Consider the following 15,509-nt stretch of genomic DNA (forward strand, 5'->3'; position numbering starts at 1 on the left):
GGCTGGACTTTGCCCCCGCCGGTGGGCCGGCGCGGGCCGTCCTGTCGGGGCTCCGCCCCAAACCCCGCTCCTCAAACTCCCCCAGCCCCAGGGGGTTGGGAGGTACCCCCTGGCGAGGCTGGACTTTGCCCCCGCCGGTGGGCCGGCGCGGGCCGTCCTGTCGGGGCTCCGCCCCAAACCCGGCTCCTCAAACTCCCCCAGCCCCAGGGGGCTGGGAGGTACCCCCTGGCGAGGCTGGACTTTGCCCCCGCCGGGGGGCCGGCGCGGGCCGTCCTGTCGGGGCTCCGCCCCAAACCCCGCTCCTCAAACGCCGGAGGGGCTGGAACTGGCCCGCCTCGTGGGCAGCCGACCGCCGTCGTCTCGGGGCTCCGCCCCAAACCCCGCTCCTCAAACGCCGGAGGCGCTGGAACTGGCCCGCCTCGTGGGCAGCCGACCGCCGTCCTGTCGGGGCTCCGCCCCGAACCCCGCTCCTCAAGCGCCGGAGGGGCTGGGATGCGCCGCACGGGTCGGGATGCGTCGGAGGAGTCGGGTGTGCCGGACGAGTCGGGTGTGCCGGAGGGGCGGGACGTGCCGCAAGGGGCTGGAAAGGCGCGCCTCGTGGGCGGGGGTCAGGCCTCGTCGCGGACGAGGGTGAGGAGGCGGTCGAGGACGTGGGGGCCGCTCGCGCGGACGCCGTCGTGCTCGTACTCGTCGGTGACCCAGGTCCGCAGACCCCGGATCGCCCGGGCGGTGTCGAGCGAGTGGGCGGTGTCCACGTACATGTCGTCGTGGTAGACGGCCGCCGCCACCGGCACCTCGTTGGCGCCGAGCCGGGCCCGGTCGTACAGCGGCTGCCAGCCGGTGCGCTCGGCGAGGTGGTGGGCGGTCTCGCGGAGCGGCACGAGGGCGGGGTCCGTCTCGAAGTGCCAGGGGTGGATCGTCTCCCCGGAGAAGAGCAGCGGCTCCTCGCCGGCGAGGGCCTTCTCCGCGTCGAAGCGCGGGAACGCGGCGCGGACCCGCTCGGCGGCCCAGCCGGTGGGCTGCGCCGGGTCCTGGGCGTAGATGGCCTCGTGCAGGACGGCGTACAGCGGGTTCGCGGCGAAGGAGAGCCGGCCCTGTACGGACTCCAGGAAGGCGTCGGAGAGTTCGTGCCCGGCGGGGGTGCGGACGAAGGCGTTCTCCAGGAGGTAGTGGAGCTCGTGGCTGCCGTCCCCGGAGCCGAGGAGCAGCCCGAGGGACTGGAAGGCCTCGGCGGTGAGGCGGTGGCCGTTGCCGAGGACCGCGGGGCGCTCGGCCAGGTGGGCGGCGATCCGGCGGGCCCGCTCCACGTCCATGGGGTAGCGCCGGTAGTGGGCGAGGTTCTTGCGCTCGATGCGCGGGTACGCGGCCCGGTAGACCTCCTCGGCGGTGGCGTCGAGGGAGGGCAGCCCGCCCGTGATGAGGGCGGCTTCGAGGCCCTCGGGGGCCGTGGAGAGGTAGTGGGTGGTGCAGAAGCCTCCGAAGCTCTGCCCGAGCACGGTCCAGGGCGCACCGCCGGTGAGGGTCTTCCGGATGCTCTCGCAGTCGCGGACGATCGAGTCGGCGCGGAAGTGGGAGAGGTAGGCGGCCTGTTCGGCGGGGGTGCCGCGCAGCGGCAGGGTCTGCCGGGTGGCCGGGGTGGAGCGGCCGGTACCGCGCTGGTCGAGCAGCAGGACGCGGTAGTCCTCCACGGCCCGGCCCAGCCAGGCCTGTGCGCCGACGAAGCGGCGGGCGGCGCAGCCGGGGCCGCCTTCGAGGTAGACCAGCCAGGGCAGCCGCTGCGGGTCCTTGCCGCTCGCCACCACCTCGCGGGCGTAGAGCTCGATCTGTTCCCCGGCCGGGTTCCCGTGGTCCAGCGGGACGCTGAAGCGGTGGTCGGTGAGGACGACGCCGGGCTGGCGGTAGCTGCTGGTCACGGGGGTTCCCTGAGGGTGTCGGTGATGCGGCGGTGGCACGAGTCTATGCACGGCCGCCGGGGACCGGCCGGGAGGTGGGCCGGCCGGGGGTCCGGTCCCGGGGAAGGGCTGCGGCTGGTCCGGCGCGGAACCGGGGGCTCCGCGCCGGGGCCGGTCAGAGTTCGACGACCGACCGCAGGACCTCGCCGCGCTCCATGCGGGCGAAGGCGGCCTCGATGCCGTCGAGCGGGATGGTTTCGGAGACGAACGCGTCCAGGTCCAGCCGGCCCTGGAGGTACAGGTCGATGAGGACCGGGAAGTCGCGCTCGGGCAGGCAGTCCCCGTACCAGCTGGACTTCAGGGCCCCGCCGCGGCCGAAGACGTCCAGCAGCGGCAGCTCGAGCTGCATCTCCGGGGTGGGTACGCCGACCAGGACGACCGTGCCGGCGAGGTCGCGCGCGTAGAAGGCCTGCTTGTAGGTCTCGGGCCGGCCGACGGCGTCGATGACCACGTCCGCGCCGTGCCCGCCGGTGAGGGCCTGGACGGCCTTGACCACGTCCTCGGAACGGCCGTTGACGGTGTGGGTGGCGCCGAGGCCGCGGGCGAGTTCGAGCTTGCGGTCGTCCAGGTCCACGGCGATGATCTTCGCCGCGCCGGCCAGCCGGGCGCCCGCGACGGCCGCGTTGCCCACTCCCCCGCAGCCGATGACGGCCACCGAGTCCCCGCGGCCGACCCCGCCGGTGTTGACGGCCGCGCCGAGTCCGGCCATGACCCCGCAGCCGAGCAGGCCCGCGGCGGCCGGGGCGGCCGCCGGGTCCACCTTGGTGCACTGGCCGGCCGCCACGAGGGTCTTCTCGGCGAAGGCCCCGATGCCGAGGGCGGGGGCGAGCGGGGTGCCGTCCTCCAGGGTCATGGGCTGGGTGGCGTTGTGCGTGGCGAAGCAGTACCAGGGGCGGCCTCGCCGGCAGGCCCGGCAGCTTCCGCACACGGCACGCCAGTTGAGGATCACGAAGTCGCCGGGGGCCACGTCGGTGACGTCCGGACCGACGGACTCCACCACGCCCGCCGCCTCGTGGCCGAGGAGGAAGGGGAACTCGTCGTTGATGCCGCCCTCGCGGTAGTGCAGGTCGGTGTGGCAGACCCCGCAGGCCTGGACGCGGACGAGCGCCTCCCCCGGGCCCGGATCCGGCACCAGGATGGTGGTCAGCTCCACCGGCGCGCCCTTGGCGCGCGCGATGACTCCGCGAACGTGATGCGTCACAGTCAAACCGCCTTAAGTCGTCCGACCAGGGAGTTCGAACGTAGCAGCCCGGGCGGCGGGTGGCGCCGCCCGGGCCGACGCAATGTCAGCTCGCCCCTCAGCTCAGCTTGTACACCTTCTTCACCTTGCCGTCGGTGTCGGCGTACACGTAGCCGCCGCGGCCGTACTCGTCGGTGAGATAGGGGCGCATGGAGGGGTCGTTGCTGCCGTCGAAGACCCAGGGCTCGACGATCACGTAGCGGGACACGGGCTTGCCCACGCCGAGGTCCTTCTGCGCACGGGCGACCAGTGCGGGAAGGCGGTCCCATCTGACCTTCGCCATGTCGATCAGGGCCGACTGGTCTTCGACCGTCCCGTCGGGCCCGGTGCGGCGGACGGAACCGTCGCGGTACTCCCACGCGTCGACGGTGTCCGCCCCCGGCTTCGTCGGGATGGAGGCGAGGGCGTATTCGGGGTAGAGCTTGAGGTCCACGAAGACGGTGGTGCCGGTCTTCTTCCGCAGGGCCTCCACGGCGGTGCGGGCCCCGTCCGTGGTGAGCAGGTCTCCGGGAGCGTCCTGCGGCTCTCCCTCCTCGCCGCCCTGGAAGGCCGTCGGCTCCTGCGCCTGCGGGTTCTTGGACGCCGCACCGCCGCTCGGGCCCGCGGACGAGGAGGAGGAGGAGGTCCCGCCCGCCGTCGTGCGCTTCGCGCCGTCCTCGCCGTCGGGGAGCAGCCGGTACACGCCGAAGCCGCCGCCGACGAGGGCCGCGGCGACCGCGAAGCCGATGAACGCGTTGGTGCGGGACCGGCGGACGCGCTCCATGTCCGGGTACGGGACGGGGGCGGTGGCCGGCGGGCCGAAGTACCCCGGGGCCGGGGTGCCGGGCGGGGGCGTGGCGGGTCCGGAGGGCTGCGCCGCGTACGGGTTGGTCGGGACGGTGGGACCGCCGGGGTGCCCGGGGGCGGGCGTGGGGTGGCCGGGGGGCACGGCGGCAGGTACCGGGGTCCCGGCGGACGGGGCGGCGGGGGCGGCCGTGCCGGGGCCGTCGGATCCCGCCTCGCGCAGCAGCCGTTCCAGCTCCGCCCCGTCGGGCCGGGCGGCCGGGTCGCGGACCAGGAGCCGGGAGAGCAGCGGGGCCAGCGGGCCGGAGCGCACCGGGTACGGGATCGGCTCGTCGAGCACGGCGACCACGGTGGCCAGGCTCGTGGCCCGGCGCAGCGGGTGCACCCCCTCGGCGGCCACGTACAGCATCATGCCGAGGGACCACAGGTCGGAGGCGGGGTTGCCCTCCTCGCCGCGGACGCGTTCGGGGGCGATGTACTCGGGCGAGCCGATGAGGTCGCCGGTGGCGGTGAGGCTGGTGGACTCGCGCAGGGCGGCGATGCCGAAGTCGGTGAGGACGGCGCTGCCGTCGGCGCGCAGCAGCACGTTGGCGGGCTTCACGTCGCGGTGCTGCACGCCCTCGGCGTGCGCGGCGCGGAGGGCGGAGAGCACTTCCAGGCCGAGGCGCCGGACCTCGGCGACCGGCATCGGACCCTGGGCGAGGCGGTCGTAGAGGGACCCGCCCTTGACCAGTTCCATCACGATCCACGGGTGGGAGCCGTCGGCGGGTTCGACGATGTGGTGGATGGTGACCACGTGGGGGTGGGAGAGCCGGGCGAGGGCGCGGGCCTCCCGGACGGCGCGGGCGCGCAGCTGGGCGGCGAGGTCGGGGCGGGCCTCGGCCAGGGCCGGATCCGGCGGGCGGACCTCCTTGAGCGCGACTTCGCGCTGGAGGGCGATGTCCCGGGCCCGCCACACGGTGCCCATGCCCCCGCTGCCCAGCGGGGAGATCAGTTCGAATCGTCCGTCGACCAGCTGTCTGCCGGCCTCACTCGTGTTCATGGCTGGCCATCGTATGAGGCGAGGATCGGCTGCTCCAGCCGGGTGGACCGGAGCCGGTGCCGAGCGTGCCGGATGCCGCCTTCCGGCTGCCGGACGCCTTGTAGAGCACAGGACCAGCGGAGCTACTGGAGGTGCGATGAACGACGAGGGCACGGAGCGCGGGCCGAGCCGGCGGACGGTCCTGCGGACCACGGCCGGGGCGGCAGGCACCGCGGGGCTCGGACTCGGCTCCCCGGCGCCGGCGGCGGCCGCCGCGGGCGGGGAGGCGGCCGCGGGGGGCGCAGCGGCGGAGCCGGGCGCGCAGGAGCGGGGGGCGGCGCCGGAGGCCCGCCGCACGACGATGGCCGGGGTGCCGTTCACCCCGCGCAGCACCGTCCGGGTGGGGATCGTGGGCCTGGGCAACCGGGGGGCGATGATGGCCGATCTCTTCCTCGTCCTGGCGGGGGTGCAGGTGGTGGCCCTGTGCGATCCGGTGCGCGGCAAGGCGGAGCGGGTGGCGCGCAAGGTGGTCAAGGCCGGGCAGCCGGCGCCCGCGGTGTACACGAACGGCGAGGAGGACTACGAGAACCTGTGCGCGCGGGGGGACGTGGACCTCGTGTACGTGGCCACCCCGTGGGAGTTCCACTTCGGGATGGCGAAGTCGGCGATGCTGCACGGCAAGCACGTCGGGGTGGAGTGCCCGCTCGCGATGGAGATCGAGGAGCTGTGGGCGCTGGTCGACCTGTCGGAGCGGACCCGGCGGCACTGCATGCAACTGGAGAACTGCTGTTACGGCCGCAACGAGTTGCGGGTGCTGCGGATGGCGCGCGCGGGGAAGTTCGGCGAGCTGCTGCACGCGGCCGGCGCGTACCACCACGACCTGCGGGAGCTGATGTTCTCGCCGACGTATTACGAGGGTCCGTGGCGCCGGCAGTGGCACACCCGGCTGCGCGGGGACCTGTACCCCACCCACGGGTTCGGTCCGGTGGCGAACTACCTGGACGTGAACCGGGGCGACCGGGCCGTGTCCATCAGCAGTTTCGGCAGTCCGGCACGCGGGCTGGCCGACTACCGGGAGGCGCACACCCCGGCCGGGGACCCGAGCCGCGGGGAGACGTACGTGGGCGGGGACCGCACGGTCAGCCTGGTGCAGACGGCGAGGGGGCGGCTGATCCGGCTGGAGCACGACGTGTCGACCCCGCACCCGTACAGCCGGGTGAACAGTCTCGGCGGGACCCGGGGGGTGTTCGAGGACTATCCGGCGCGGATCTACCTGGAGCCGGACCACAAGAACGAGAAGTGGGGCGATTTCGGCGCCTACGCCAAGGAGTTCGACCACTGGCTGTGGAAGGAGCACGCGAACCCGCCGGGCGGGCACGGCGGGATGGACTACATGATGCTGTTCCGGCTGGTGCAGTGCATGCGGCTCGGGCTGGTGCCGGACTTCGACGTGTACGACGCGGCGACCTGGTCGGCGCCGGTGCCGCTGAGCCACGCCTCGGTCCGGGCGCAGGGAGCCCCGCAGCCGTTCCCGGACTTCACCCGCGGGGAGTGGCGCCGGCCCCGGTCCGGGATCGACTCGCCCAGGCCGGCCTGACCGGCCGCGGGTGCGGCGGGCGGGGTCCGGGGCGCGGTGCCCCGGACCCCGCGGGTTGCGGCGGGCCGGTCAGCAGCGGCGGCGGTCCTCGGTGACCGTGCCCTGGGCGGTGCTCACGGTGCGGTCGTGGCAGCCGTCGGTGCCGTACAGCCGGTAGCGCTCGGTGGTGGTGCCCACGGCGTGCCGCTGGTCGCGCGGGACGCCGGTCGTGTAGGTCGCGTCCCCGGTGTAGCGGTGGTCGCGCAGGGTCCGGGAGCGGGGCCGGCCGGGCTGTTCGGCGGCGGTGTCCACGCGGTCCCCGAGGGCGAGGACCGTGCGCAGCCGGGCGTCGGGGCCGAGGGTGGTCTCCCCGTCCATGGTGTAGGTGCGGTGGGTGCGGGTGGTGGTGCGGCCGGTGGTGACGGTCTCGCGGTCGGTCCAGGAGGCGGTGAGGGCGTCCCGGTCCTCGCCCTCGGTCCAGCGGTGGGCGGAGGTGTGGGCGAGGGTGCGGGTCACGGTGGTGGTGACCCGGCCGTGCGAGGTGTCGAGGTGGCCGGTCAGGGTGAGCCGGTGGCCGGCCGCGGTGTCCACCCGGTGCTCGGTGCCGGGGGTGTACGCGGAGGAGTTGGCCGGATCGCTCTGTTCGTGGCGGGTCAGGGCGCCGGTGACCACGGCCCGGCCGTGGTCCTGCCAGAGGAGGAGGTTGGCGGGGGTGCTCCAGCCGGGCCGGCCGGCAGGGACCCCGGCCACGGAGACCTCGATGCGGTGCGGGCGGCCGTCGTTGAGGATCCCGGCGAAGGGGGTCAGGTCGTAGACGACGGGTTCGACGTCGAAGGCGCGCGGGCCGGGGGTGACGTACCAGAGGAAGGGGTTCGACCAGCCGCCGGTCCAGACGGTCGGGAAGGGGGCGGCGATCCCGGCGAGCCGGCCGTCCACGGAGATCTGCACCTCGCGGTACGGGCCGCCGGCGGCCTTGCAGGAGTAGGGGGCGGGGTCCGGGGCGGTCATGTACCAGTACTCCTCGCAGCCGCCGCCGGAGCCGGTGGCGTACACCTCGGCGAGGACCCGCTCGGAGTTGCGCGGGGTGGTCAGCGGGCCGTCGCCGAGGGGCAGCACCCGGTCGGGGACGGCGGCGGGGCGGGTCCGGTCTCCGGCGGCGTAGAAGGTGAGGGTGACGCGGACGTCGATGACCCCCGTGTACGTCTCGTTCACCACGTTGCCGATGAGCATTTCGACCGGCTGCGGGCGGGCGAGGGTGTCCCGGTAGCGGGTCACGTCCTTCTCCACCGACCAGGTGATCCCGTCGGGCGAGGGCTGGGGGGTGGAGGTGCGGAGGATCTCCACCCCGCCGACGGAGAGGTGCCCGAGGCGGTCGTACTGGCGTCCCTTGACGCTGCCTTCGAGCCGGAGGACCACCTTGCTCCAGTCGGTGCCGCAGTCCCGGGGCGGGGCGTAGTCCCCGCGGTAGGGGGTGAAGTCGCGGAACTGCGCCGCGGCGAGCGTGAGCTCGCAGGAGCGGGTGCCGGGTCTGCCGACCTCCGGTGCGGCGGTGAGCGGATCGTGCCAGTCGCTCCCGAACTCGGCGGGCGGGTCCCCGGCCCTCGCCGCGGCCGCCCGTGCGGGGCCGGCGGCTGCGGCCGCTCCGGTTCCGGCGGCTCCGGCTCCGGCCGCCGCGGCGGGGCCCGCCCCGGCCAGGAGTCCCGCCGCGAGCAGCAGCCCGCCGGCCGTGCGCATGATCCTCTGTCGTCTCATGGCCCCGCAGTGAAGCGGCCGCGCCGGACGGGCACCAGAGCGGCCGGCCGGCCCCCGGCCGACAACCGTCTGCCGCCGCACGGGCTGCGGCACAGGGCCGTACGGGGGCAGCATGGAAGGGGAGGGGACCCGGCGGCGGGCCCCGGATCTGGCACGCCAGGCCCGTGCCCCACGGCGGCGGGCGGAGGGAGTGACGGGTGACAGCCGAATCCTTCCGGGCCGAGGAGGGCGGGTCCGGTGCGCCACTGCCCCCGTGGGGCCTGCTGGACGTGCTGGGCATCGCCGCGGTGGTGCTGGACGCCGACGGCCGGATCGTGTTCTGGAGCCCGCAGGCCGACGAGCTGTTCGGGTACAGCGCCGCCGAGGCGCTGGGCCGGTTCGCGGGGCCGCTGCTCACCCATCCGGAGCATCTGGAGCTGGTGATGCAGCTCTTCGCGGAGGTCCTGGGCAGCGGGGACAGCTGGTCGGGGGCCTTCCCCATCCGCCACAAGGACGGCCGGACCCGTGTGGTGGAGTTCCGCAACATGCGGCTGGTGGACGCGTACGGGGACGTCTACGCGCTGGGGATCGCCGCCGACCACTCCGCGGTGCAGCGGGTGGAGACCGATCTCGCACTGTCGGAGCGGCTGGTGTCCCAGTCCCCCATCGGTTTGGCGGTGCTGGACTCCGACCTGCGGTACGTGCTGGTCAACCCGGCCCTGGAGCGCATCAACGGGGTGTCCGCCGAGGAGCACATCGGCCGCCGGCCCGGGGACATCCTGCCCTCGCTGGAGAGCGCGGCCCTGGAGCGGGCGCTGCGGCAGGTCCTGGAAACCGGGACACCGGTCCTGGACCACTACACGACCGGCATCACCCCGTCCGACCCTGAGGTGGAGCACGCCTGGTCGGTGTCGTTCTTCCGGCTGGAAGGGCCGCGCCAGCGGGTGCTGGGGGTGGCCGCCTCGGTGGTCGACGTGACCGAGCGGCACCGGGCGACCACCGAGGCGGACCGCAGCCGCCGCCGGCTCGCGCTGATCGCCGAGGCCTCCGCCCGGGTGGGCACCACCCTGGAGGTGGACACGACCGCCCGGGAGCTGGCCGAGGTGACCGTGCCGGAGCTGGCCGACATCGCGGCCGTGGACGTGCTCGACTCGGTCCTGTCCTGCCGCCGGCCGGGCGCCCCGGACAGCGGTCCGGAGCTGTTCCGGGCGCTGGCCGTGCAGGCCCGCTCCCCCACCGAGGCCCTCGACGCAGCCGACCCGGTGGGCGGGATGGCCATGTACGGGGCGGACCGGCTGGTGACGCGCTGCGTGCACACCGGGCGCCCGGTGCTGGTCCCCGAGGTCGGGCCCGCCGACCTGCCGTACATCGCGCGCAGCGCCCGCGCCGCCGCGCAGCTGGAGCGGGCTGGGGTGCACTCGTACCTCGCGGTGCCGCTGATCGCCCGCGGGGAGGTGCTCGGGGCGCTGGACCTGAAGCGGATCGACAATCCGCTGCCCTTCGACGCGGACGACGTGGTGCTGGCCTCGGAGCTGGCCGCGCGGGCGGGGGTGGCGATCGACAACGCCCGCTGGTACCAGAGCGTGCGCAACGACGTGGTGACCCTCCAGCGGAGCCTGCTGCCGGGCCGGCCCTCGCAGCCCGCGGGGCTGGAGGTGGCCTCCCGGTACCAGCCCGCGCAGGCGTCCACCGAGGTGGGCGGGGACTGGTACGACGTGATCCCGCTGACCGGGGACAAGACGGCGCTGGTGGTGGGGGACGTGATGGGCAGCGGGATCGACGCGGCGGCCACGATGGGCCGGCTGCGGACGGCGACCTGCGCCTTCGCCGACCTGGACCTGGAGCCGGCGGAGGTGCTCCGGCACCTGGACCGGATCACGGAGGGCCTGGAGCACTACATCGCCACCTGCCTGTACGTGGTCTACGACCCCGCCCGGGCCCGCTGCCGGCTGGCCAACGCCGGGCACCTGCCGCCCGCACTGCTGCGCGCCGACGGCCGGGCCGGGCTGGTGGACCTGCCGACGGGGGCGCCGCTGGGGGTGGGCGGGGTCCCGTTCGAGGCCATCGACATCGACTTCGGCACCGGCGACCAGCTGGTGCTGTACACGGACGGCCTGGTGGAGACCCGCAACGACCCCATCGACGAGCGGCTGGAGGTCCTCCTCGGACTGCTGGGCGCGCCGGGGCGGCCCCTGGAGGAGACCTGCGACCTGCTCCTGCACGCCCTGCGGCACCCGGGCGACCCGGATGACGTGGCCCTGCTCGTGGCCCGGAGCCTGCCGTGACGGCCTGGGCGCGGGCGCGCAGCGTCGCCGGCCAGGTGTTCGCCCTCCAGGCGCTCGTCGTGGTCCTGCTGGTGGCCGCGGCCGTGCTCGCGCTGGTGCTGCAGGCCCGCAGCGACAGCGAGCAGGACGCGCGCAACCGGTCCCTGGCCGCCGCCGAGGCCTTCGCGCAGGCCCCGGGGCTGCCGGAGGCCCTGCGTTCGCCGGATCCGACGGCGGTGCTCCAGCCGCGGGCCGAGGCGGCGCGCAAGGCGTCCGGGCTGGACTTCATCGCGGTGATGACCCCCGACGGGATCCGCTACACCGACTCGCAGCCCGAGCTGATCGGCAAGCGGGCCAGCGGGGACCTGGCGCGGGCCGCGGCGGGCGAGGCGTTCACCGAGGTGTTCACCGGGGAGCCGAGCGATGCGGTGCGCGCGGTGGTCCCGGTCCGGGACGCGAGCGGCGCCGTGGTCGGCCTGGTCGGCACCGGGATCGAGGTGGCGAACGTCGGGGACGCGGTGGAGGGCCGGCTGCCGCTGCTGATCGGGGCGGCCGCCGGTGCGCTGGTCCTCGCGACCGCCGGGGCGGCGCTCATCAGCGGGCGGCTGCGGCGGCAGACCCGCGGGCTCGACGCGGCCGCGATGGCCCGGATGAACGAGCACCACGAGGCCGTGCTGCACGCGGTGCGCGAGGGGGTCCTGATCATCGACGCCGACCGGCGTCTGGTGCTCGCCAACGACGAGGCGCGGCGGCTGCTGGACCTGCCGGCCGACGCCGAGCAGCGGCACGTCACGGACCTGGGCCTCGATCCGCGCACGGCCGAGCTGCTGGCTTCGGGGCGGGTGGCGACGGACGAGGTCCACCTGTCGGGCGACCGCCTGCTCGCGGTCAACGTGCGGCCGACGAAGCCGTACCGGGGCCGGCCCTCGGGCACGGTCATGACCCTGCGCGACACGACCGAGCTGGCCGCGCTGACGGGCCGGGCGGAGGGGGCGCGGAGCCGGCTGGAGCTGCTCTACGACGCCGGCGGGCGGATCGGGACCACGCTGGACGTGGGGCGCACCGCGGAGGAGCTGTCGGAGGTGGCGGTGCCGCGGTTCGCGGACTTCGTGACGGTGGAGCTGCTGGAGCCGGTGCTGCGGGGCGAGGAGCCGGCGGGCGGGCCGTACACGGAGATGCGGCGGGCGGCGCTGACGGGGATCCGGGCGGCGCATCCGCTCCAGCCGGTCGGGGACCTGATCCTGTTCGGGGCGGACACGCCGATGGCGGCGGCGCTGGGCTCCGGGCACGCAGTGCTGGAGGCGGACCTGACCTCGGCGGAGGGCTGGCGGGTGCAGGATCCGAGGGGGGCCTCGGACGCCCTGCGGTACGGGCTGCACTCGCTGATCGCGGTGCCGCTGCAGGCGCGCGGGGTGGTGCTGGGCATGGCGAACTTCTGGCGTGCGGACACGGAGGAGCCGTTCGCCGAGGAGGACCTGTCGTTCGCGGAGGAGCTGGCGGCGCGGGCGGCGGTGTCCATCGACAACGCGCGGCGGTTCACGCGGGAGCACGCGATGGCGGTCACCCTCCAGCGCAGTCTGCTGCCGCGGGTGCTGCCGGACCAGAGCGCGGTGGAGGTCGCGTACCGGTACCTGCCGGCGAAGCCGGGGGTGGGCGGGGACTGGTTCGACGTGATCGCGCTGCCGGGGGCGCGGGTGGCGCTGGTGGTCGGGGACGTGGTGGGCCACGGGCTGCACGCGGCGGCCACGATGGGCCGGCTGCGGACCGCCGTGCACAACTTCTCGACTCTGGACCTGCCCCCGGAGGAGCTGCTGGGGCACCTGGACGAGCTGAGCGACCGGATCGACTCCGGTGACACGGCGGAGGGCGGGGCCGACGGCGAGCGGTCCGGCATCACGGGCGCGACCTGCCTGTACGCGGTCTACGACCCGGCCTCGGGGCGGTGTGCCGTGGCGAGCGCCGGGCATCCGGGGCCGGCGGTGGTGCACCCGGACGGGCGGGTGGAGTTCCCCGAGCTGTCCGCGGGGCTGCCGCTGGGCGTGGGGGTGGGCGGGATCCCGTTCGAGTCGACCGAGCTGGAGCTGCCGGCGGGCAGCCGGCTGGTGATGTTCACGGACGGGCTGGTGGAGGACCGCGGCCGGGACTTCGACACGGGGCTGGGTCTGCTGCGGCGGGCGCTGGACCGGCCGGGCGGCCGGACCCCGGAGCAGACCTGCGCCGACGTGCTGGCCGCGGTGCTGGTGCCCGCGCCGGACGACGACATCGCCCTGCTGGTGGCGGAGACCCGGCGGCTGCCGGCGGACCGGATCGCCGAGTTCGAGGTGCCGGCGGATCCGGCCGCCGTGTCGCGGGTGCGCAATGCGGGGGCGGCGCAGCTCGGCAGGTGGGGACTGGACGGGGTGGCGTTCAACACGGAGCTGGTGCTGAGCGAGCTGGTCACGAACGCGATCCGGTACGGGGCCGAGCCGATCCGGGTGCGGCTGATGCTGGACCGCACGCTGATCTGCGAGGTCGCGGACGCCGGCAGCACGTCCCCGCACCTGCGGTACGCGGCGACCACCGACGAGGGCGGCCGCGGGCTGTTCCTGGTGGCCCAGTTCGCGGACCGGTGGGGCACCCGGTACACCGAGCGCGGGAAGGTGATCTGGGCGGAGCTGCCGCTGACGGCGGAGGGCGCGCCGGAGGCGGGGGCGGACGAGGAGGAGCCGGAGCCGGACCTGGACGCCTTCGAGGACCTGGCCTGGTGAGCGAGCGGCGCCCCGCCGCGGGCCCGGGCGGGCGCCCCGTGCGCCCGGGTCACGCGGGCGGGGCGTGCAGCCGGGCCCGGGCGAGCAGGACGGCCACGTCGTCCTGCGCCGCGCCGGGGAGCAGGCTGGCCAGGATGCCGTCGCACACCTCGCCGAGCGGCCGCCCGGCCGGGGCGAGGACGCGGGCGAGCTGCTGCATGCCCTGGTCGAGGTCCCGGTTGCGGGCCTCGATGAGCCCGTCGGTGTAGAGCGCGAGCAGGCTGCCCGGCGGCAGGGCCACCTCCTCGGTGCGGAACTCCCCGCCGCCGCTGCCCAGGGGGGTGCCGGGCGGCCCGTCCAGGAAGCCGACCCGGCCGCGGGAGTCGACCACGGCGGGCGGCGGGTGTCCGGCGCGGGCGATGACGGCGGCGCCCGCCGCCGGGTCGTGGACGGCGTACACGCAGGTGGCCATCTCGTCCTCGCCGAGGTCGGCGACGACGGCGTCGAGGGAGCGCAGCATGTCTGCGGGCGGGATGTCGTGGCGGGCGAGGGTGCGCACGGCGGTGCGCAGCTGCCCCATGACGGCCGCGGCGTGGATCCCGTGGCCCATGACGTCGCCGATGACCAGTCCGGTGCGGCCGCCGGGCAGGGCGATGACGTCGTACCAGTCGCCGCCCACGTCGTGGTCGCTGGCGGGCAGGTAGCGGCCGGTGAGCTCCAGGGCGGGGAGCTCGGGCAGGGCGTGGTTGGCGAGGCTGCGCTGGAGGGTGAGGGCGGCGGACCGCTGGTCGGTGTACATGCGGGCGTTGTCGATGTTGAGGGCGGCGCGGGCGACCACCTCGTCGAGGAGGACGCAGTCCTGTTCGTCGAAGGGCTCGCGGGTGCGCAGCCGGGTCACGGCCACGGCGCCGAGCACCTTGCCGCGGGCCACGAGGGGGATCAGCCGGGCCGAGCCGATGCTGTTGACGAGGTAGCTGCGCAGGGCGTCGGCGCGCGGGTCCCTGATGAGGGCGGGCACGTCGGCCTGGTAGAGGTTCACGGGCCGGCCGTCGGCGATGATCCGCTCGTAGACGGAGCCGGGCGGTATCCGCAGGGTCTGGCCGACGGCGAGTGCGGCGGTGGGGGCCGCCGGGTCGGGGAAGGCGGCGGCGAGGCGGCGCAGGACGCCCTGGGTGGAGGCGCCGGCCTCGTCGGGGTCGAGTACGGATTCGAGCATCTGCACGTCGGCGGAGTCGGCGAGCTGCGGGACGAGCACCTGGACCACTTCCTCGGCGGTCTGCCGCAGGTCGAGGGTGGTGCCGATGCGGGTGCCGGCCTCGGCGAGGAGGGCGAAGCGGGCCCGGGCGCGTTCGGCCTCGACCTGGGCGCGCTGGCCCTCGGTGATGTCGATGATGGAGGCGATCAGGCCCAGCCTGCGGCCGGAGCCGTCGAGCAGCGGGGCGTACGAGCAGGACCAGGTGCGGTCGTGGTCGGGGTCGGCGGGGGTGCGGCCGGTGCGGCGGGCGTCGACGACGGCGGTGCCGCGGTCGAGGGCCTGCTGCATGGTGGCTTCGAGGGCGGCGGCGTTGACTCCGGGCACGACCTCGGTGAGCCGCCGGCCGAGGTGCTCGCCGGCGGGTACGCCGTTCATGCGGGCGAGGGCGTCGTTGACGCGGAGGAAGCGCAGGTCGGGGCCGAGGGTGGCCAGGCCGATGGGTGACTGGGTGAAGAGGCTCTGGAGGGCGGCGAGCGAGTCCCGCATGTGGAGGACCTCGGAGGTCTCCACGGCGATCAGCAGGGCGCCGGGGCGGCCCTGGGGGTCCTTCGCGGGGACGATCCACATCTCCATGGTGACCTGGTGGCCGTCGCGGTGGCGCACGGGCAGGGTGCCGACCACCGTCTCGCCGTCCTGGACCCGCCGGGTGAGCTGGTCGGCGAGGGCCCGGTTGGCGTCGGGCACGAGGAAGCCGGAGGCGGGCCGTCCGAGGAGTTCCTCGGGCCGGTGGCCGAGGAGGTCCTGCGCGGCGAGGGACCATTCCACGATCCGGCCCTCGGCGTCCTCCCGCCACAGGGCGATGGGCAGCAGCTCGCGGAGGACCCCGGCGTACCCGACCACGGCGGCCGCGGGCTCGGGGGCCTCGTGCTCCGACGGGGACCGGCTCTCCGACGGGTAAGTGTCCAAGGCAACGACCTCACGCCGTACCGGGCATTTCCTACCGAATCACCCTATCTGAGGC

8 protein-coding genes are annotated in these 15,509 nt (G+C 75.3%); 3 read left to right on the forward strand and 5 right to left on the reverse strand.

Going from position 1 to position 15,509, the window contains the following annotated elements; genetic code table 11:
- Positions 1-608: 608 nt before the first annotated feature.
- The 3 genes from ACZ407_RS00005 to ACZ407_RS00015 all read right to left on the reverse strand — a co-directional run bounded on the left by ACZ407_RS00005 (position 609) and on the right by ACZ407_RS00015 (position 5,017).
- Positions 609-1,913, reverse strand: coding sequence for an alpha/beta fold hydrolase (locus ACZ407_RS00005; protein ID WP_468124091.1), 1,305 nt, complete (start codon positions 1,911-1,913; stop codon positions 609-611).
- Between the two features lie 154 nt (positions 1,914-2,067).
- Complete coding sequence (locus tag ACZ407_RS00010) at positions 2,068-3,153, reverse strand: S-(hydroxymethyl)mycothiol dehydrogenase (RefSeq protein ID WP_468124092.1); 1,086 nt, start codon at positions 3,151-3,153, stop codon at positions 2,068-2,070.
- A 97-nt stretch (positions 3,154-3,250) separates the two neighbouring features.
- The gene (locus tag ACZ407_RS00015; RefSeq protein ID WP_468124094.1) at positions 3,251-5,017 is read right to left on the reverse strand and encodes a serine/threonine-protein kinase; all 1,767 of its coding nucleotides are present in this window, start codon (positions 5,015-5,017) and stop codon (positions 3,251-3,253) included.
- A gap of 136 nt (positions 5,018-5,153) precedes the next feature.
- Here ACZ407_RS00015 and ACZ407_RS00020 point away from each other — a divergent pair, with 136 nt between their 5' ends.
- Positions 5,154-6,593 carry a Gfo/Idh/MocA family protein gene (locus ACZ407_RS00020; RefSeq protein ID WP_468124095.1) on the forward strand — a complete coding sequence of 480 codons (1,440 nt, stop codon included), beginning with the start codon at positions 5,154-5,156 and terminating at the stop codon, positions 6,591-6,593.
- Between the two features lie 69 nt (positions 6,594-6,662).
- Here the strand turns inward: ACZ407_RS00020 and ACZ407_RS00025 are convergent, their stop codons facing one another.
- On the reverse strand, positions 6,663-8,324 hold the full coding sequence (locus tag ACZ407_RS00025) for a peptide-N4-asparagine amidase (protein WP_468124097.1): 1,662 nt from the start codon (positions 8,322-8,324) through the stop codon (positions 6,663-6,665).
- A 197-nt stretch (positions 8,325-8,521) separates the two neighbouring features.
- Here ACZ407_RS00025 and ACZ407_RS00030 point away from each other — a divergent pair, with 197 nt between their 5' ends.
- Together ACZ407_RS00030 and ACZ407_RS00035 are read left to right on the forward strand one after the other, a co-directional pair.
- Entirely contained in the window at positions 8,522-10,588 is a 2,067-nt protein-coding gene (locus ACZ407_RS00030) for a SpoIIE family protein phosphatase (protein ID WP_468124099.1), read from the forward strand.
- The gene (locus ACZ407_RS00035) at positions 10,585-13,314 is read left to right on the forward strand and encodes a SpoIIE family protein phosphatase (protein ID WP_468124100.1); all 2,730 of its coding nucleotides are present in this window, start codon (positions 10,585-10,587) and stop codon (positions 13,312-13,314) included. The genes ACZ407_RS00030 and ACZ407_RS00035 overlap by 4 nt, the downstream gene beginning before the upstream one ends.
- Before the next feature lie 49 nt (positions 13,315-13,363).
- Here ACZ407_RS00035 and ACZ407_RS00040 read toward each other — a convergent pair whose 3' ends face one another.
- The gene (locus ACZ407_RS00040) at positions 13,364-15,454 is read right to left on the reverse strand and encodes a SpoIIE family protein phosphatase (protein WP_468124102.1); all 2,091 of its coding nucleotides are present in this window, start codon (positions 15,452-15,454) and stop codon (positions 13,364-13,366) included.
- Positions 15,455-15,509 lie beyond the last annotated feature (55 nt).

Source organism: Streptomyces sp. NPDC030809 (assembly GCF_055572195.1).